The following is an 18,515-nucleotide window of genomic DNA, read 5'->3' as shown; positions in this document are numbered from 1 at the left end:
TTTTTTCATTTTAGGAAAATTAGGGCTTTTGCAGTTGCGTTAAGGTTTTACGTGCCAGTCCTGGATCATCGGCAAATACACCATCTACACCAGCTTTATAGAAGTTTTCAAATTCTTTAGCCGCACCTGTATCACAACGTTCGGTCGCCACTGAGTTACATTTTAAATAGTCAGGTAAAAAACCATTTTCAGGTCTGAGTGTATAAGGATGGACTTTCAAACCAGCAGCATGGGCATCTTTGACAAAACTGGTTTGTTTAAATTCAGTGTTTGAAAAAATATAGGTTTTACTTGGACCTACACCATCTGCATATTTTGCCACTGATTTTAGGCCATCTGCAGTGGCTAAACTTGCATAATTTTGAGGTGAGTTTTGTTGCTGTAAGTCACCCGGTATGGCAGTTGGGCTATCTAATAATTGAATAATTTTGCCATGTTTGAGGGTTTTCTTTTGCGTGAGTTGATCACGTAAGTATTTAAGATTGGTGGTTTCAAAGGACTGTAAATATACAGGCGCGATATCACGTGTATAACTGTATTTGGCAAGCGTTGTGAGTAAACGATCTTCCATGGCTAGATTTTGCTGTTGGAAAAATGTGGGATGCTTGGTTTCAATATATAAACCAACAATTTTTCCAGTTTTTTTATAATGAGCTTCGGCAAGTTCAATGATTTGTTCGAGCGTTGGGATGCTGTATTGATCATTATATTGAGTGTTATTAGGGCGATATTGAGCAATACGCTCACGTGCTTTTACATTTTGAGTCAGTTCATTCAAATTAAAGTCTTCCGTAAACCATCCTGTATAGTCGATACCATCGATTTTTTTGGTGGTTTTTCGATCCGCAAATTGTGACAGCGTACTAATATTGGTTGTCCCTGAAATTTCACTTTCATGGCGCGCAACCAGATAGCCATCCTTGGTTGGCACTAAATCGGGTTCGATAAAATCCGCACCATCATCAATCGCTTTTTGATATGCGGCAAGGGTATGCTCGGGTCGCAAAGCACTGGCACCACGATGCCCAACAATGACAAAACCTGTATCAGGCAAAATAGGGGGCTTGGTGACATGGGTTTTATCGTCATCCGAATTACATGCAGATAAACCAAAAACGCTAAAAAGGAGCAGTGAAGACACGCCCCATGAGGATTTCACTTTGCTTGTTATGGCTAGATTTAACTGTTTTGTTAATTGTTTTTGCATGGCTGCCTCGGCATCTTTTTATTTAAATGAATGAAGTTGCAGGCATACATTGCAGGGCAGTGGCTAAGGCTTCATGACAGAGGCGGTTTTGTCACATAAATTTACTAAAATAGCTGAAGTGGAGGCTCTCCATATTTTCTACATATTTCGCTTCAAGCAAGGTTTTTATGTAGTCTAGGCTTGTAATCAAGCTCATTGTGATTGATTATCAATAAGATTTTTTGAAAAAATTCAATCTATATTTTTTATTTCATTAATTGAAAAGTGACATGGACTGATGCTGTCTAAGTTTTTTATTTATCGACCGATTTTTGCAGGTGTCTTGGCGATCATCGTCATGGCGCTCGGGCTATTTGCTGTGCTCAATTTACCGGTAGAGCGCTATCCAGATATTGCACCACCACGAATTACGGTCAGTGCAAGTTATAGCGGTGCGTCAGCAGAAACAGTCGAGGAAAGTGTCACACAAGTTCTTGAGCAACAAATTAAAGGAATTGATCATCTTTTATATTTTAGTTCAAGCAGCGACTCTTCAGGTCGAAGCCGGATCAGCATCAGTTTTGAAAATGGCACTGACCCAGATACCGCTCAAGTACAAGTACAAAATGCCATAAATGGAGTAATCAATCGGCTGCCTGAAGATGTGCAGCGCCAAGGGGTAAATGTCTATAAATCTTTGGGTGATACCCATATGGTTATCGGCCTCTATGATGAGACTGGCAAGAGTTCGAATATCGAACTTGGTGACTATATGATGACGCATCTAGAACAGGACATTGCTCGAATTGAGGGTATTGGTGAAGTCGATGTTTTTGGTTCGCAATTTGCCATGCGCATTTGGCTCAACCCACTGAAGCTAAAGCAATATAGCCTTATGCCCAGTGATATCCGTGCGGCTGTTGAATCACAAAATACGCAGGTGGCCGCCGGCGCCGTAGGTGAATTGCCGAGTTTATCGGATCAATATCTCAATGCAAAAGTCACTTCAGGTTCACGTTTAAAGTCAGTTGAAGAATTTGAAAATATTATTGTCAAATCTGCACGAGACGGCAGTTTTGTCTATTTAAAAGACGTTGCACGTGTTGAATTGGGTGCGGAAAATTATTCAGGGGTTAATACCATTAACGGGTATCCATCTTCAGGGATGGGGATCTCATTGGCTTCTGGTGCAAATGCACTTGAAACCTCTGCCTTAATTAAGCAAGAAATTGAACAGTTAGCGAAGCAATTACCTGCCGGTTATAAAATCGTTTATCCACGGGATAACACGCCATTTGTACAAGAATCGATTAAAGAAGTGGTGAAAACGTTATTCGAAGCCGTTTTACTGGTGGTTTTGGTGATGTTTATCTTCTTACAAAATTGGCGAGCAACGCTGATACCTGCGATTACGGTGCCTGTGGTGATTCTTGGGACTTTAGCGATTTTATATGCTTTGGGCATGACCATTAATACGCTCACATTGTTTGCATTGGTACTGGCCATCGGTCTGTTGGTCGATGATGCGATTGTTGTGGTGGAAAACGTCGAACGTTTAATGCATGAACAACAGTTAACAGCAAAACAAGCGGCCATCGAGTCGATGCATGAAATTAGCGGGGCATTAATCGGGATTACTTTGGTATTGACCGCTGTATTTATTCCCATGGCGTTCTTTGGTGGCTCAACGGGCGTGATCTATAGACAATTTTCCATCACACTCGTGGCTGCAATGGGCTTGTCACTGATGGTTGCGCTGATTTTAACCCCTGCCTTATGTGCCTTAATTTTAAAACCCAATCCGAAACCACAGCGCTGGGCGATTTGGTTTAACACCAAATTAGAGACTTTAAAAACCAAATATCTAGCACTTGCACAAGCCACGGTTCGTTATCGCTTATGGACGGTGGTTTTGTTTGCGGGGCTCATTACGGTATTTGCTTTGTTTTATCGTGCTTTGCCGACCAGTTTTATTCCTAGTGAAGACCAAGGCATTTTGAGTGTGCAACTCAAACTACAAGAAGGTGCACCGATGTCTAAAAGTCGTGAGATCGGTGAACAAATTCGGCAGTACTTTTTGACTGAAGAAAAGCAAAATGTTGATTTGGTAATGATTCGTTACGGACGAAATTTTTCAGGTACGGGTCAAAACTTAGGGCAAGGCTTTATTGCACTGAAGCATTGGGATGAACGTTCAGGACAACACAATTCAGCGCAAGCGATACGTGAACGTGCGATGAAACATTTTAAAAAGTTCAACAATGCACAAATCAATGTCAGCATGCCGTCTTCAGTCAGTGGTCTTGGTCAAACCGATGGTCTGGAGTTTTGGCTGCGAGATATGAATGGTGAAGGTCGAGCTTATCTCGATGCGCAATTTAAAAGCTTGCAACAGAAATCCGCACAATACAGTAGTTTCGAAAATTTAGACAAACGCTCTAACCCAGACAAAGCTGAACTGAAAGTTGATATTGATCAAAAACAAGCGATGGCCATGGGTTTAACGCAAAATGCGATTAATAGCACCATGAGTAGTGCATGGGGCGGCAGTTATATCAACGATTTCATTGACCGTGGACGTATTAAACGCGTCATGATGCAGGCAGATGCCGAATTCCGTTCTAAACCAGAAGATTTGGCTTATTGGCATGTACGTAATGACCAAAATGAAATGATTCCATTTAGTAATTTTTCAACCATTGGCTGGAGTGGCGGTCCAGAAGTCGTCAATCGCTTTATGGGGTATACCGCGTTACAAATGGAAGCGGATACAGCCAAAAATGTCTCAAGTGGACAAGCCATGCAGGATGTGAAAGCCTTAGTCGATCAGGTGCCTGGTGTGGACGTGGCATGGAGTGGTTTATCCTTTGAAGAGCAAAAATCAAGTCATCAAGCGATTTGGCTGTATTTGGTCTCGATTGGATTTATTTTCCTTTGTCTTGCCGCCCTATATGAAAGTTGGAGCATTCCAACCGCAGTCATGAGTGCGATTCCACTCGGGATTGGCGGTAATATTTTGTTTAGCTACATGACTGGTTTTCCAAATGACATCTACTTCCAAATTGCCTTGCTGACGACCATTGGTCTGTCCTGTAAAAATGCGATCTTGATTGTAGAGTTTGCAGCGATGGCACAAGAAAAAGGCAAACATGTGATCGAGGCTGCAATGGAAGGCGCAGCACTACGTTTACGTCCTATTTTGATGACTTCTTTAGCATTTGGTGCAGGGGTGGTTCCTTTAGTTCTTGCTTTTGGTGCTGGTGCAGCCAGTCGTCAAGAGATCGGGGTAAGCGTACTCGGTGGGGTAATATTCGGTACGGTCTTGGTGCTGATTTTTATTCCGTTTATGTATGTGATGGTCCGCTCTATTTTTAAAATCAAACCGGTGTCTGAAACTTAGAAATAATTCACGCACAGTGTATAGCTCTAGTAAAAGCCACCGTGAAAGCTTGAGTACATCGCGGTGGCTTTTTATGTCGCCAAATTTATGTCACCAAACTTTCGACAGGGAATGTTCACAGAGAATTTTCGCAAAGAACGTTCACCGAGAACATATTGAAGAGATTTGAAACTCTTTAGTTTATCCTTCAAAATGTGCTCTACATAGAAAGATTAAAATAAGAGTGAGTTGAATGGCGGATTTAATACAAAGACAGCGTGAAATTTCCGCTTTGCTGCAACAACAAAATTATGCAGCAGCAGTTTTCGCTTTACAGCCTCTGAACTACGCTGATCAGGCTCGTTTAATTCAGCAATTTCCAATCGAAGATCAAATCGAGTTACTTTCAGGTTTAGACCATCAAGGCTTGGTATTTGAGTTTTTCCCTTTTGAGTCACAGCGACAGCTGATTTCACGTTATCCACTGCGTCTACAAATTGAACTATTTGATGATATGCATTCTGATGATGCAACGGACTTATATAAAAGTTTAACTGATGCAGAACAAGATCGGATTTATCAACAACTTGATCAAGATACCCAAGAGCATCTAAAGGCGTTATCTGCATATGCAGAAGAGTCTGCAGGTGCAATCATGAGTTCAGACTATGTCAGTATGCCTGCTGACTTTACCATGCAACAAGCTATAGAGGCCTTACGCCATGAACCGCATGACCGTGAAACCCTGTATTTAATTTATGTCACCAATGATCAGTCTCAATTAGAAGGGGTGATTTCACTGCGGCAAATTTTGCAGGCCGATCGTGATGCACGGATTCAACAGGTGATGACCAAAGATGTGGTGACCGGCTGGATAGATGAAGACCAAGAAAGTATTGCTCGAAAATTGGCAGAATATGATTTTATGGCCTTGCCGATTGTGGATCATGCTCAGCGTTTGATGGGGATTGTCACCTATGATGATGCGATGGATGTGGTACAGGCTGAAACCACTGAAGACTTTTTAAAAGCCAGTGCGGTGAGTACTGAACCAGGTATGAGCATTAATAAAGCACCGATTTTAAAATTGTACCAAAAGCGGGTGTTCTGGTTGGTGATATTGGTCTTTGGCAGTTTATTGTCCGGTTTAGGTATTTCCTATTATGAAGACATCATTGCAGCACATATCGTCTTGGTTTTTTTCTTACCCTTACTGGTCGGAAGTGGAGGCAATGCGGGTTCACAGTCTGCGACCTTAATGGTGCGAGCGCTTGCCACTGGGGATGTAAAAATTCGAGATTGGTTTTATTTGTTGGGACGGGAGACGCTCGTCGCGCTTTGCCTCGGTGGAACCATGGCCATTGCTGTATCAATTCTAGGCTACTATCGTGGTGATGCAACCGTCGCCTTGGTCTTGGCTTTAAGTATGATGGGTATCGTATTGCTCGGTTGTTTAATTGGCATGAGTTTGCCCTTTGTACTCAACAAGTTAAAGCTCGATCCTGCAAGTGCTTCTGCACCTTTGGTGACTTCGATTTGTGATGCGACCGGCGTGGTGGTGTATTTGATGATTGCTTCACAATTGCTCAATTTATAGAGATTAGCATTTTGCTACAGATAGAAGACTTCTAATATGTTTTAATCTCAGTGATTTACACGGTTTTTATTGGATAAAACATGACTGAACCATTAAAACAAAAAATGTCAAAGCAAGAAGTCATTCGCCTTGAACGCGATCTCGCCAAGTTTGCCAATATGATGGACTCTGTGGTTCGGATTCCATTTACCCGACAAGGGGTAGGTGCAGATGCAGCGTTGAGTACCATTCCGGTCGCTGGTGATATTGCAGGATTCGTCTTGACCTGCTATGCCGTCTATAAGGCCAAACAGATTGGCGTACCACAAGCCAAATTAAATGGTGTGATGAAACTCGCGGTTATGGATGCTGTCGTGGGGTTTATTCCTGTCGCGGGGACGATCTTCGATGTGTTTATTCGTCCGAGCCGTAAAGCTTTAGATGTCGTACACACGCATATACGTGAAGAATATCAAATCAGTACAGATCAACATGTGGTACATCCGTTTTTACATGAAAAATTAGAAGAGAAACAACAGCAATCGGCTTTTTGGCGTAACCCTGTGATTGCATGGTTATGGATCCATATCCCAGATATACTCGGGATGATTTTCTTATTGGTGTTTATCTTTGCAATTTACATGGGCGGTTCATTGCTTTGGCAATGGTTAAAGGCCAATGGGGTATTGTAGAGAGAAATGCCTTGTTGCTTGAGCGCGATCAATGAGAGGCTATTCAATTGAAAGATCGTTCAACTGAAAGATTATTGATAAGACAGTAAATGTTCGGAAAAAATTAGACTTAAAAAAGCCTCCATAGGGAGGCTTTTTTACGACATACATTAGATGCTCGATTATGGGCAATCTAATTGTTGTAATGCCGCAACACGTTGTTCAATCGTTGGGTGTGTTTGGAACAATGCAGCTAAACTGAAACCTTGTTCTTGACCCGCAGAAATTGCAAAGGCTTTCATTTCTTTTGGCATTTGATCTGGCATTTCAGATTCTGCTTGTAAACGTAACAGGGCAGAAATCATCGCTTGTTTACCTGCTAAACGCGCACCAGCTTCATCGGCACGGTATTCACGGTAGCGAGAGAACCACATCACAATGGCAGACGCTGCGATACCAAAGACAATATCTAATACAATCGTAATGACGAAGTATGCGATACCCGGTGCTTCACCATCTTCACGACCGAAGACATTACGGTCGATAAAGTCACCTGCTACACGTGCAAAGAACATGACAAAGGCGTTGACTACACCTTGCACCAAAGCAAGGGTCACCATGTCACCATTGGCTACGTGACCAATTTCGTGAGCGAGTACGGCACGGAGTTCATCTTTGTTCATACGCTCCAGTAGACCGGTAGAAACCGCTACTAAAGCATCATTTTTATTCCAGCCTGTTGCAAAGGCATTTGACTGGTACGATGGGAAAATACCCACTTCTGGCATTTTGATACCAGAACGTTGTGCTAGTTGCGCAACTTCGTTGAGTAACCATGCTTCAGCTTGGCTACGTGGTGCATTAGGGTCAATCAGCTCTGTACCCGTGGTTTTTTTCGCCATCCATTTTGACATGAATAGTGAGATCATCGAACCCACCATACCGAACACAAAACAGATAACGAGCAAGTTGCCTAAGTTTAAGCCGCCTGCACCGTGGTAACTACCGACACCGAAGAGTGACAAGATTATGCCAGCTACAACCAGTACCGCGAGGTTGGTCAGCAAGAACAAACCAATCCGCATCATTGGGTAAATCCTCTTATTATAGAAAAATGATCTGATTTACAAATAAAAATCATTAAACTCAATATGAGGTGAAAGTCTTAAAATTTCAAGGAAAAATTAGTAAAACAGATGCAATTTTACAAAATCAGTGATTTTATTCATTGAGATAAATGCGCGCTGAGGCAGAAGCATTTGCTGTCGCAAATGAACCTGAAGGTGCATCGGTAAAACTACCATTGTCCGTTTGAATAATTTGACGTGCCGGTGACTTGGCAACAGCAGGGGCAGCAGCATGATAATTGTCCGAACTGGCAATAATCCGACCACTATTAGAAGTGCTATTTGAACTGCTCGAACCCGAGACACTTAAACTACCAGCATATAGGTTGCTGTAGCGGCTAGTGACACGGCGGACATAGTCTTGAGTTTCACGAAAAGGTGGGATGCCACCATATTTTGCGACATTGCCTTCACCTGCGTTATAACCAGCTAAGGCAAGTGAGGTGTTGCCATTAAAACGTTTCAGTAGCCAAGATAAATAGCGCGCACCAGCCATAATGTTCTGATGTGGATCGTAGGCATTCGATACATTGAAGCGACGTGCTGTGGCAGGCATGAGTTGCATTAATCCTTGCGCACCGACTGGTGAGCGTGCATTGGTGTTAAAACCAGATTCGGTATGCATCACCGCTTTGATCAGACCTTCGGAAACACCATGTTGGGCCGCGGCTTGTTTAATAATATTGTCAAAGGCATTTTTATTACGGCTATAGCTTGGCAACACAGACGCTTCATTTGAGCCCCAGTTACTATAACTATGGATATTACTGTCCGGATAGTAGGTTTTTTTCTCGACTTTCAGATTGCTATAGCGGCCTTGTTTATTGGTTAGTAGCGTTGTGCCGTTACTTTCACGTAATTGATAGATCGTTTGGCCGGCAAAAATGCTCGGTGCAGCTAAACTGATAGCCACACTTCCACTTAATAACAGCCCCAAAGTCCAAGTATTGTTTTTCATTTTATTGTGAAGAAAAAAATTCTGTCCCCAAACAGTTAAAATAGAGTTTATCAAAAAAAAATCAGATGAAAAGGCTTCGAGGGCTGATTTCTTCTTTACTTTGTAAAAATCAAGTCATTTTGATGATTCAATAATCAAAAAAAATATTTATTTTTTTTTAATGAGCATAACTTGACACATATAAAGTATTGATAAATAAGTAATAATAAATTGATCAAAAAATGATCAATTTAAATAGAAGCCTTAAAATAAGGGCAGCTCACCTTGTCAAGTCATTTAAAATCCACAAAGTTATCCACAGCTTTTGTGGACAACTGTGGAAAAGTCCAAAAGATAAGCGTTTCGCCTAAAAAATGAACTCGACCGTATAAAATAATGCGCTGAGGATGACGTGATCATGACAGTATTTTTAGTTTTTTCGGAAATTACATTCTTTTGATGCGAGAAGTCTGCGAATCGGATAAAATTGCGCGGTATTTTTTTTTAGGTTTAACTCGTCTATGTTCTCGCCAGTTGAGTCCGAACAAGGATTTAATTTCAAACCAGAACTACCAACTAGCTCTGCGTATTATCGTTTATTGAAAAAGCTACGCCGTCAGGTCGGTCATGCCATTCGTGATTTTAAAATGATCGAAGAGGGTGACAAGGTGATGGTCTGTATTTCAGGCGGTAAAGACAGTTATACCTTGCTCGACATTTTGTTGCAGTTTAAGCGTATCGCACCGATTAATTTTGATGTGGTTGCGGTCAACCTTGACCAAAAACAACCGGGTTTCCCTGAAGAAGTATTGCCACGTTATTTAGAAGAAAACAAAATTCCGTATTACATCTTAGAAAAAGATACCTACAGCATTACTAAACGTTTAACCCCAGAAGGTAAAACGTATTGTGCAGTATGCTCACGTTTACGTCGTGGTTCGTTATACGGCTTTGCTCAAGAAATTGGGGCGACGAAAGTGGCTTTAGGTCATCATCGTGATGATATTTTGGCGACGTTCTTCTTGAACTTGTTCCATGGCGGTAGCTTAAAAGCCATGCCACCGAAATTATTGTCTTCTGATAAAAAGAACATTTTGATTCGTCCACTGGCTTATGTGGAAGAAAAAGACATTATCAAGTATGCAGAAATGCGTAAGTTCCCAATTATCCCATGTAACTTGTGTGGTTCACAGGAAAACTTACAACGTGCGATGCTAAATGACATGCTGCGTACTTGGGATAAAGAATTTCCAAAACGTTTACACAGTATTTTTGGCGCATTGCAAAATGTATCGCCTTCACAACTGGCAGACCGTGAGTTATTCGACTTTGAAGCCTTGGATGAACAACGCGAATTTGACTTCAAAAATAGCGAAAGTTGTTCAACTGAAGAAGGTGAGCCTGAAAGCAAACGCATTAATATGGTGAACTTAGGTTTTATGGCAGATTAAGCCGAAAACTTCATCACGCAAAAGGCATTCTACGGAATGCCTTTTTTATGCTTATGATTTTTCTCATTTTGTTGTTAAACAGTTAAATATTGAACGGTGCGTACAAAAAACTTTAGCCTTTTCGCAAATGATCATGCTATAACAAGCCTCAAGCAAAATATGCTTGCACTGATGTTGTCCGGAACGGCAACACACACGAACAAAATAAATTGAGGAAAGATCATGCCTGCTTTTTTAACTGATGATTGGTTTTCAACTGTAGAAACTCTGACAGCTCAAGCTGGTGATTTAAACTTACCACCTGCATTGGCTAATCTTGCAATTAACCTTGTAGTTGCTGACGCTGCAGGCAATACTGAATTGTCATTAGACGGTGGTGCAATTAAAAAAGGTTTATCTTCAAACGCGAAAACAACGTTGAACATGGATGCTGAAACGTTACGTAAAGTATTTCTTGAGTTTGATATGGCTGCAGCGATGCAAGCGTTTATGACGGGCAAAATTAAAGTACAAGGTGATATGTCACAATTGATGGCATTGCAAACTGCAAAACCAAGTACTGAGCAAAAAGATTTATTCAAAAAAGTGCTTGAGCAAACTGCTTAAGTCCAAAACGAAAAAAGCTTACCCGAAGGTAAGCTTTTTTTTTGTGCGCTCACATGTAAATTTTAGATGGACGCATATTAGATATTCACCAGTTGTGGTGTGGTTTTAATATGTTCCAAATAAGCACGAATACGCGTGACATATTGCACGGCTTGACGATAACGACCATTGCTGGCTTTGTTACGGTCAAGATAAGCATATAAGTTCACCCACTTATTCGGGTTTTTACCCTGAGCTTGGATGCGCTTTTGAATCTGACTTACAGCACCAGGACCCATGTTATACGCCACTAAGGCATACCAATTACGATCTGGGTAGGGAATGTTGCTATAACGGTTTAACATTTGCTCATAGTACTTTGCACCACCTTGAATGCTTTGAGTCGCATCTGTACGGTTGCTCACACCCATGGCTTTTGCTGTACTGTTGGTCAGCATCATAATGCCACGAACACCCGTTGGGGATACCGAGTCAGGTTTGAGGTAAGACTCTTGATAACCAATTGCTGCCAATAAATGCCAGTCTAGGTCGTATTGCTTGGCCGTGTTTTTAAAACTTGCCTTATAGATCGGCATACGTTTACTTAAATCACGTTGAATCACATTCCAAGAATCTTGTTTGACCACATTACGGTTGTAGAATGATGCCAACTGTCCAATTGCGCCATTTTGTTTGGCACGGCAAATAAAGCCACTCGCGGTTTGGCTGAGTGGATCGTCTGCATTTTTAAATACCCAGTTTAAGTTGCTGTTTAAACCATTCTTTTTCAAAGAAACGGTATCACCACAACTGGCTGAAAATGACGTCAAATGCTTGGCTTCAATGGTACTCATTTCGGCAGTGGTCATAGCAAAATTGGCTTGACCTTTGGCAACCATTTTTAAAGCAGTGGCATTGTCATTCACTGTTTTAAAATCTAATTGGACATTTAAACTTTCTGCATAGTTACGTGCAAGGTCGTAACCAAAACCATGTCGATGTTTACCATCCTGAAAAACAATGTCAGGATTGGCAACGGCAACAACAGTGAGTTTATTACTGTTGACGACAGCATCATATTGATGAGCTGTTTTGCTGGCATTAATACTGTGAAAAGGAATTAAGACAGTACTAAGTGCAAGCGCTTTAAATGGGAGAGAGTTAAAAGAGTTAAGGCAAAGCCTCGACCCAGAAGTTGAACTACTGTGCATGTTGTCTCCGCTACAAGTAATTTATGCCCTAAAAAGCAAAGGCAAACACGCCTCAGACTTTTTCAAGTTTGATAAATTCAATAAGGGTTGGGCAGTCATGACGTCATTCAAAAATGACTAGGGGTTTTCGGGAAATGTGTAGAAAATCTACACTGGATAAAAATTAAACAAGCCTAAAAGATGTGCGCATAATAATAAGCAAAAAAATACTTGTCAAATTTTGTACGAAAAAATATTAAAATATGTAATATAAATAATTGATTTTGTTTACGAATAAATTTTATATACTTTGCCTGTGTAGAAATGGAGGATAAAATAGGCATGTTTTGTAAAAATCAGCGCTTGCTCAAGGCCGAAAAATCATCATGAAATCTAACTTAATTACCCGTGGTGGACACGATTTATTGGTCGCTGAACTTCAACATTTATGGCATGAAGAACGACCTGAAATTACCAAAAAAGTGAACTGGGCGGCCAGTCTTGGCGACCGTTCGGAAAACGCGGATTATCAATATAATAAGCAATTGTTACGCAAAATTGACCGACGTGTACGCTATTTGGGAAAACGTTTGGAAGAGCTTCGTATTATCGATTATTCACCCGAACAAAAAGGGAAAGTCTATTTTGGGGCGTGGGTCGATATTGAAAATGATGAAGGCGAACAAAAAACGTTAAGGATCGTGGGGGTAGATGAAATTTATGATCATCATCCACAGCATATCTCAATTGATTCACCTATGGCTCGAGCACTCCTGTCCAAGCAAGTGGATGATGAGGTCGAAGTCCTAACCCCACTGGGAAAAAAATGTTGGTATATCAATTCAATTCGTTATGAAATGGGCGAAAGTACTGAAAAATAACAAACTGCTCTTATTTTGTTCAATTGGATGTGTTTTTTACAAAATAATTTGCCATTGCTGAAATTTATTTATATGATGGCGGCCATGGAAGCGTGGCAGAGCGGTTTAATGCACCGGTCTTGAAAACCGACGAGGGCGCGAGTCCTCCGTGAGTTCGAATCTCACCGCTTCCGCCAAATTCAAAAACCCTGATGTTTTAACATCAGGGTTTTTTTATATGCGTAAATTGAGGCAATGTAATTAGCTATGATCTTAATTTAATATATATTGATTGAGCATCTGTTTTTCAGCTCTAAGCCAAAATTTTACAATCGCCTAAATTTTGTCTGAACGATTCGCCAAGTGTTCAAAATAAGGCAAAATAATTTGCCAATCTGAATTTTTATTTATATGATAGCGGCCATGGAAGCGTGGCAGAGCGGTTTAATGCACCGGTCTTGAAAACCGACGAGGGCGCGAGTCCTCCGTGAGTTCGAATCTCACCGCTTCCGCCATATTCAAAAAACCCCAATGTTTTACATTGGGGTTTTTTTTTGCCTAAATTTTTTGAATTATTTTTTCGACAGGCGAAGCTGATATACAGCATGGATATGACATGCTATTAATTATTCACAATAAACAGAAAACAAGATCAATCGATTTAGAAAAGGAATTCATCCATGCAGAAACCAGAGCTTATTCATGAACTGGAATGGCAAGCGCGTTGTCAATTGGCGGCACTGTATCGCTTGGTGGCTTATTATAAAATGACCGACTTAATTGATACCCATATCAGCCTGCGTTTAAGTCATGAACCAGATCATTTTCTGATTAATCGCTATGGTGTGACCTTTGACAAAATGACGGCTTCGGATTTGGTCAAAATTGATCATGAAGGTAAAATTGTTGAAACCTATGATGCAGGGAAGATGGTGAATGTAGCAGGCTTTGTGATTCATTCTGCCTTACATCATGCGCGTGCAAATATTAATTGCGTGATTCATACGCATACTGCGGATGGCGTGGCAGTTTCTGCACAGGAACATGGATTATTGCCAATCTCACAACATGCGTTAAAGTTCTATCAGAACATTGCTTATCATGAATATGAGGGCATAGCCTTTTCAACTGAAGAGCGTGAAAGATTGGTACAGGATATGAGGCATTATCGCTGTATGATTTTACGTAATCACGGTTTGCTTGCGACTGGTGATAGTGTGGCACGGGCATTTCATGAAATTTACTTTTTAGAACGAGCTTGTCAAATTCAAGTAAAAGCATTGTCGAGTGCTACATTGCATTATCCAAGTCCGAAGGTTTGTGAACATACGTTGCAGCAGTTTGAAAATCCGATGGCCGAGCCCATTATTCAAGCGGCTTGGCAGGCGGCCTTGTCTTTAATTGAAGATCAGCACTCAGATTATTGCAGATAATATAATTTTCAATCATCTAGCTCATAGAGTATAGGCGCTATGCCTTATGTGCAGAAGAATAGTCATGGCTTGAGCAACGCGTTATCATGTTCATAGTGGAACTATGAGATGAACTATGAAAATCGTTGCAGATGAAAATCTGGCATTTACTGAGTATTTTTTTGCCGAATTTGGTGAAATAAAGCAAGCGGCAGGTCGAACATTGACCCATGCAGATGTCAAAGAAGCCGATGCATTGTTGGTACGATCGGTGACTCAGGTAAATGCAGACTTAATTCAACAGACCGCACTCAAATTTGTCGGTAGTGCTACGATTGGAACAGATCACTTAGATATTACTGCTTTAGAAAAGCAGGGGATTGCTTGGTCAAATGCCGCAGGTTGTAATGCACAAGCGGTTGCTGAATATGTGATTACGGCATTGCTTTATGTTAAACCTGAATTGTTGAATGCAAATGAAAAATTTACCTTGGGCATTGTTGGTTTAGGTAATGTTGGTTCACGTTTAGCCGTCATGGCAGAATTATTCGGTTGGAATGTCATTGGCTATGATCCATTTGTGCAATCTGATCAGGTGAAACAAGTTGAATTTGCAGAACTGTTAAAAAGTGCAGATGCGATTAGTACTCATGTGCCACTGACCAAAGAGGGTGAACATCCAACCTATCATTTAATCAATGCTGCTGCGCTTGCTGCTATGAAGCCAACTGCGATCTTGATTAATTCCGCGCGTGGGCCAGTGGTCGAAGAAGCTGCCTTAATTGCCGATATTCAACAGACACAGCGTAAAGTGGTCTTAGACGTTTTTGAGCATGAGCCAGAGATTTCAGCAGCGTTGTTAGATTTAATTTACGTGGTGACACCACATATTGCGGGCTATAGCTTGGAAGGTAAAGCACGTGGTACACAGATGATCTATGAAGCATTTTGTCAAACTTTCAAGCAACCGATAAATAAAGCTTTTGAAAGTCAGTTGCCCGTCTGTGAGCAGTATTTTACGGGTGCTGACTTTAAGACGGTATTACAGCGTTATTTAAAAGATATTTATGACATCGCTCGTGATGATGCCAACTTACGTGCTTGCCTAAAAGACGGCAAGGTGGATCAAAAAGCCTTTGATTATTTACGTAAAACCTATCCTTTACGCCGTGAATGGGCTGCACATGGAGGCCCAGCAGCATGAGTCAAATGAACTTTCAACCGAGTTGTGAACTCACTGCACTTCGTGCACGTGCCACGATGTATGCTCAAATTCGCCAGTTTTTTGCGGCACGTGATGTACTAGAAGTGGAAACACCTGTGCTTTCTCAAGCGGGTGTCACCGATGTGCATTTAGCATCGGTACAGGCTCAGCGCCATGTGAATGGTCAAAAGCAAACGCATTATTTGCAAACTTCACCTGAATTTGCCATGAAACGTCTGTTGGCAAGTGGCAGTGGATCTATTTACCAAATCTGTAAAGTTTTCCGTGATGATGAACATGGACGTAAACACAACAGTGAATTCACCATGTTGGAATGGTACCGTCCGGGTTTTAGCTTAAAAGACTTGATGTTTGAAGTGACGGACTTATTGAATGAAACTTTGAAACAGCGCTTTGGTGAAGTTCGTCCAACTATTTTGAGCTATAAGCATGCCTTTATGGATCGTTTGGATTTGAACCCGTTACAAGCTTCTTTACAAGATCTGAAAGATTGCTGTCGTCGTGTGGGGCTAAGCTTAGATCTGGGTGAAGACCGTTTAGGCTATATCGATTTATTGTTCTCGCATTATGTTGAGCCGAGCCTCGGTTTTGATACGCCAGTGTTCCTTACAGATTTTCCACCGGAAATGGCTTCTTTGGCGAAAACCCGTGTGGACGAAGATGGTGAATTGGTTGCAGCACGATTTGAGCTATATATCGAAGGTTTAGAGTTAGCAAATGCTTATGATGAACTGATTGATGCAGACGTTTTACGCCGTCGTTTTGAGGCGGATAATGCAGAGCGCGCTAAACTTGGCTTGCATGTGATGCCGATTGATGAATATTTGCTTGCTGCATTACCGTATATGAGTGAGTGTGCAGGTATAGCCTTAGGCATTGATCGATTGCTAATGGTGGCAACGAATCAGTTAAAACTTGAAAAAGTCATTAGTTTCCCAGCTGATATTTCTTAAAAAATGTCTTGATCGGCTGATGGTAAAATTGGCCGATCAATTTAAATGTTTAGTAAAACCCAAACTATAGGCTTCAAACCCTAAATTTTGATAAAAAGCATGTGCGGCATAGCGTTCAGGACGATTACCACTGTTGAGTAAAATACGTTTTAGACCTTGTCGCCGAGCGCTTTGCTCAATGGCTTGCATGAAGCGTCGCCCTAAACCTTGACCGCGATAACTGGCATCAATGACAAAAGCCTGAATCCGAATAAATCCTTCCTCAAACTCTCAACTGTATTGTTGGATAAAACCTGCATAACCAATGACGCGGTCATCAGCCGTCATCACCAAGGTTTGATAATGCTTATCCAAATGAATCAACTGCCATTGCTGTTGGAGTGTAAGCGTCCGCTGAACCCCATGCCTATTTTTTAATTTGAGTTGGATTTCCAGCGATGTGGCAGTAATTCTTCAATCTGAGTCACTTTATGTGTCGGCAACCTTTTCAGCACATCACTTAAATAGGCATAGGGATCCAGCCCATTCAGCTTTGCTGACTGGATTAATGTCATAATATTGGCTGCTCGCTGACCGCTGCGCAGCGAACCTGCAAATAACCAGTTCTTACGTCCCAACGCCCAGGGGCGCATCTGGTTTTCCACCCAGTTATTGCAAATCGGTAGATTGCCATCATCCAGATAGCGGCTTAAGGCTGGCCAACGCTTCAGAGTGTAATTGATGGCCTTGGCGGTAGGAGAACTCGATGGCACTGTCAGATGATGTTGGTTGAGCCATTCATATAGTTGTTGCATCACTGGTTGACTATGCTGTTGTCGGTATTCGCGGCGGTCTTCCGCTGTACCATCGGTCTTTTTCCTGAGTTCTGCTTCTATCGCATACAGTTTCTGAATCAGCACTAAGGCCTGTTCAGCGACCTGACTTTTCCCAGTTACATGCAGTTCATGGAATTTACGACGTGCATGGGCCATGCAGCCCACCTCTATGACCTGGCCTGATTTAAAGCGTGCTTTATAACCACTGTAATCATCACAGACTAGATAGCCCTGCCAGCCTTTCAAGAACTCTGCAGCATGCTGGCCTGAACGACTATCCTGAAAGTCATAGATCACCGCCTGAACTGGATTGTACTGTGTGGTGGCATAGGCCCAGACATAACCTTTCTTCGGTTTTTTATCATTCTCACCCATCCGCATGATGGTGACTGGTGTTTCATCTGCATGCAGCACCTGCTGTTGTAGTACCACCTCTTTTAAGGCATTGGCCAGAGGTTCCAGTTCCACACCGCAGCGACCTATCCAGTCAGATAAAGTTGATCTAGAAAGTTCGATTCCCGCCCGCTGATAGATCAGACGTTGACGGTACAGCGGCAAATGATCGGCATACTTCGATACCAGCACATGGCTGAGCAATTCAGGTGAAGCAATGCCTTTATCAATCACATAGGCGGGCATCGCTTGCTGAGTCAGAGTGTCACACTGATCACAGACCCATTTACCACGCACATGCTGTTCCTTATAGAACTGTGCCGGTCTGAAATGCAGTTTTTCACTGATATCTTCGCCGATACGACGTAACTGGCAGCCACAACTGCATTGGGTTGATGCAGGTTCATGCTCAATACGGATGGTGTGTAGATGATCTGGCAGCAGTCGACGTTTAGGTTTGTTGACTGTGGCTTTCTGTGTCGCTGCATGGGTTTTATCTGCATTTAATCGTTCTAATTCCAGATCAACGGCTGCGATATCTTCTTCGACCGCCTCATCCCACAGATGGATTTGTTTTGCGGTGAGATGTTCGTTTTTACTGCCGAATTTATGCTGTTTAAACAGCGCCAGTTCATGCTCGTATTTTTGATTGAGAATAGAAAGATGCTGAACTTTAGAATCTAATTGCTGATTGGTGACTTCAAGATGTTGAACTTTGGCATCTAATTGTTGATTTGATACTTCCAGATGTTGAA

The 18,515-nt window shown here is 41.7% G+C and carries 15 protein-coding genes and 2 tRNA genes; 11 read left to right on the top strand and 6 right to left on the bottom strand.

Features of this window, described 5'->3' with window-relative positions; translation table 11 throughout:
• Window positions 1–19 precede the first annotated feature (19 nt).
• Window positions 20–1,207, bottom strand: coding sequence for a glycerophosphodiester phosphodiesterase (locus FTU05_RS09910; RefSeq protein ID WP_180026670.1), 1,188 nt, complete (start codon window positions 1,205–1,207; stop codon window positions 20–22).
• 277 nt (window positions 1,208–1,484) lie between these two features.
• On the opposite strand from FTU05_RS09910, the gene FTU05_RS09905 reads away from it, so the two are divergent.
• The 3 genes from FTU05_RS09905 to FTU05_RS09895 all read left to right on the top strand — a co-directional run bounded on the left by FTU05_RS09905 (window position 1,485) and on the right by FTU05_RS09895 (window position 6,833).
• Complete coding sequence (locus tag FTU05_RS09905; RefSeq protein WP_180165179.1) at window positions 1,485–4,586, top strand: multidrug efflux RND transporter permease subunit; 3,102 nt, start codon at window positions 1,485–1,487, stop codon at window positions 4,584–4,586.
• A 232-nt stretch (window positions 4,587–4,818) separates the two neighbouring features.
• Complete coding sequence (mgtE, locus tag FTU05_RS09900) at window positions 4,819–6,162, top strand: magnesium transporter (RefSeq protein ID WP_180007504.1); 1,344 nt, start codon at window positions 4,819–4,821, stop codon at window positions 6,160–6,162.
• Window positions 6,163–6,242: 80 nt separating this feature from the next.
• Window positions 6,243–6,833 carry a DUF4112 domain-containing protein gene (locus FTU05_RS09895; protein WP_180026673.1) on the top strand — a complete coding sequence of 197 codons (591 nt, stop codon included), beginning with the start codon at window positions 6,243–6,245 and terminating at the stop codon, window positions 6,831–6,833.
• Between the two features lie 161 nt (window positions 6,834–6,994).
• Here the strand turns inward: FTU05_RS09895 and htpX are convergent, their stop codons facing one another.
• Together htpX and FTU05_RS09885 are read right to left on the bottom strand one after the other, a co-directional pair.
• On the bottom strand, window positions 6,995–7,900 hold the full coding sequence (gene htpX / locus FTU05_RS09890; protein WP_078190437.1) for a protease HtpX: 906 nt from the start codon (window positions 7,898–7,900) through the stop codon (window positions 6,995–6,997).
• Window positions 7,901–8,033: 133 nt separating this feature from the next.
• Window positions 8,034–8,897 carry a lytic transglycosylase domain-containing protein gene (locus FTU05_RS09885; RefSeq protein ID WP_180020710.1) on the bottom strand — a complete coding sequence of 288 codons (864 nt, stop codon included), beginning with the start codon at window positions 8,895–8,897 and terminating at the stop codon, window positions 8,034–8,036.
• A gap of 500 nt (window positions 8,898–9,397) precedes the next feature.
• On the opposite strand from FTU05_RS09885, the gene ttcA reads away from it, so the two are divergent.
• Complete coding sequence (ttcA, locus tag FTU05_RS09880) at window positions 9,398–10,327, top strand: tRNA 2-thiocytidine(32) synthetase TtcA (RefSeq protein ID WP_168378304.1); 930 nt, start codon at window positions 9,398–9,400, stop codon at window positions 10,325–10,327.
• Between the two features lie 222 nt (window positions 10,328–10,549).
• Entirely contained in the window at window positions 10,550–10,933 is a 384-nt protein-coding gene (locus tag FTU05_RS09875; RefSeq protein WP_078190434.1) for an SCP2 sterol-binding domain-containing protein, read from the top strand.
• Window positions 10,934–11,010: 77 nt separating this feature from the next.
• Here FTU05_RS09875 and FTU05_RS09870 read toward each other — a convergent pair whose 3' ends face one another.
• The gene (locus FTU05_RS09870) at window positions 11,011–12,123 is read right to left on the bottom strand and encodes a transglycosylase SLT domain-containing protein (protein ID WP_180165177.1); all 1,113 of its coding nucleotides are present in this window, start codon (window positions 12,121–12,123) and stop codon (window positions 11,011–11,013) included.
• Window positions 12,124–12,488: 365 nt separating this feature from the next.
• Here FTU05_RS09870 and greB point away from each other — a divergent pair, with 365 nt between their 5' ends.
• The 6 genes from greB (at window position 12,489) to epmA (ending at window position 16,552) form a co-directional block, all read left to right on the top strand.
• Window positions 12,489–12,983, top strand: a complete 495-nt coding sequence (gene greB, locus FTU05_RS09865) for a transcription elongation factor GreB (RefSeq protein WP_180003371.1) — start codon at window positions 12,489–12,491, stop codon at window positions 12,981–12,983.
• Between the two features lie 86 nt (window positions 12,984–13,069).
• Window positions 13,070–13,159 (top strand) — tRNA-Ser (locus FTU05_RS09860).
• A 228-nt stretch (window positions 13,160–13,387) separates the two neighbouring features.
• Window positions 13,388–13,477: transfer RNA gene (locus FTU05_RS09855), tRNA-Ser, on the top strand.
• A gap of 165 nt (window positions 13,478–13,642) precedes the next feature.
• Window positions 13,643–14,395, top strand: a complete 753-nt coding sequence (locus tag FTU05_RS09850) for a class II aldolase/adducin family protein (RefSeq protein ID WP_180165174.1) — start codon at window positions 13,643–13,645, stop codon at window positions 14,393–14,395.
• A 115-nt stretch (window positions 14,396–14,510) separates the two neighbouring features.
• A complete protein-coding gene (locus FTU05_RS09845; RefSeq protein ID WP_180165172.1) occupies window positions 14,511–15,578 on the top strand; it encodes a 4-phosphoerythronate dehydrogenase in 1,068 nt (355 codons plus the stop codon).
• 5 nt (window positions 15,579–15,583) lie between these two features.
• Window positions 15,584–16,552, top strand: coding sequence for an EF-P lysine aminoacylase EpmA (epmA, locus tag FTU05_RS09840; protein ID WP_373683566.1), 969 nt, complete (start codon window positions 15,584–15,586; stop codon window positions 16,550–16,552).
• 36 nt (window positions 16,553–16,588) lie between these two features.
• On the opposite strand, the gene FTU05_RS09835 is transcribed toward epmA, so the two are convergent.
• Both FTU05_RS09835 and FTU05_RS09830 read right to left on the bottom strand, forming a co-directional pair.
• Entirely contained in the window at window positions 16,589–16,798 is a 210-nt protein-coding gene (locus FTU05_RS09835; RefSeq protein ID WP_373685295.1) for a GNAT family N-acetyltransferase, read from the bottom strand.
• A gap of 167 nt (window positions 16,799–16,965) precedes the next feature.
• The coding region (locus tag FTU05_RS09830; protein ID WP_180165169.1) for an IS66 family transposase at window positions 16,966–18,515 on the bottom strand (1,550 nt) is incomplete at its 5' end.

It is taken from the genome of Acinetobacter sp. YH12049, from assembly GCF_013419875.1.
In the GTDB taxonomy this organism is placed as follows: Bacteria; Pseudomonadota; Gammaproteobacteria; order Pseudomonadales; family Moraxellaceae; genus Acinetobacter; species Acinetobacter amyesii.
This window is presented reverse-complemented; position numbering and strand designations above follow the sequence as displayed.

Bases quoted from the DNA above. Each gene is read 5' to 3' on its own strand.
- FTU05_RS09910 (WP_180026670.1), bottom strand. From the start codon at position 1,207: ATGCAAAAACAATTAACAAAACAGTTAAATCTAGCCATAACAAGCAAA.
- FTU05_RS09905 (WP_180165179.1), top strand. From the start codon at position 1,485: ATGCTGTCTAAGTTTTTTATTTATCGACCGATTTTTGCAGGTGTCTTG.
- mgtE (WP_180007504.1), top strand. From the start codon at position 4,819: ATGGCGGATTTAATACAAAGACAGCGTGAAATTTCCGCTTTGCTGCAA.
- FTU05_RS09895 (WP_180026673.1), top strand. From the start codon at position 6,243: ATGACTGAACCATTAAAACAAAAAATGTCAAAGCAAGAAGTCATTCGC.
- htpX (WP_078190437.1), bottom strand. From the start codon at position 7,900: ATGATGCGGATTGGTTTGTTCTTGCTGACCAACCTCGCGGTACTGGTT.
- FTU05_RS09885 (WP_180020710.1), bottom strand. From the start codon at position 8,897: ATGAAAAACAATACTTGGACTTTGGGGCTGTTATTAAGTGGAAGTGTG.
- ttcA (WP_168378304.1), top strand. From the start codon at position 9,398: ATGTTCTCGCCAGTTGAGTCCGAACAAGGATTTAATTTCAAACCAGAA.
- FTU05_RS09875 (WP_078190434.1), top strand. From the start codon at position 10,550: ATGCCTGCTTTTTTAACTGATGATTGGTTTTCAACTGTAGAAACTCTG.
- FTU05_RS09870 (WP_180165177.1), bottom strand. From the start codon at position 12,123: ATGCACAGTAGTTCAACTTCTGGGTCGAGGCTTTGCCTTAACTCTTTT.
- greB (WP_180003371.1), top strand. From the start codon at position 12,489: ATGAAATCTAACTTAATTACCCGTGGTGGACACGATTTATTGGTCGCT.
- FTU05_RS09850 (WP_180165174.1), top strand. From the start codon at position 13,643: ATGCAGAAACCAGAGCTTATTCATGAACTGGAATGGCAAGCGCGTTGT.
- FTU05_RS09845 (WP_180165172.1), top strand. From the start codon at position 14,511: ATGAAAATCGTTGCAGATGAAAATCTGGCATTTACTGAGTATTTTTTT.
- epmA (WP_373683566.1), top strand. From the start codon at position 15,584: ATGAACTTTCAACCGAGTTGTGAACTCACTGCACTTCGTGCACGTGCC.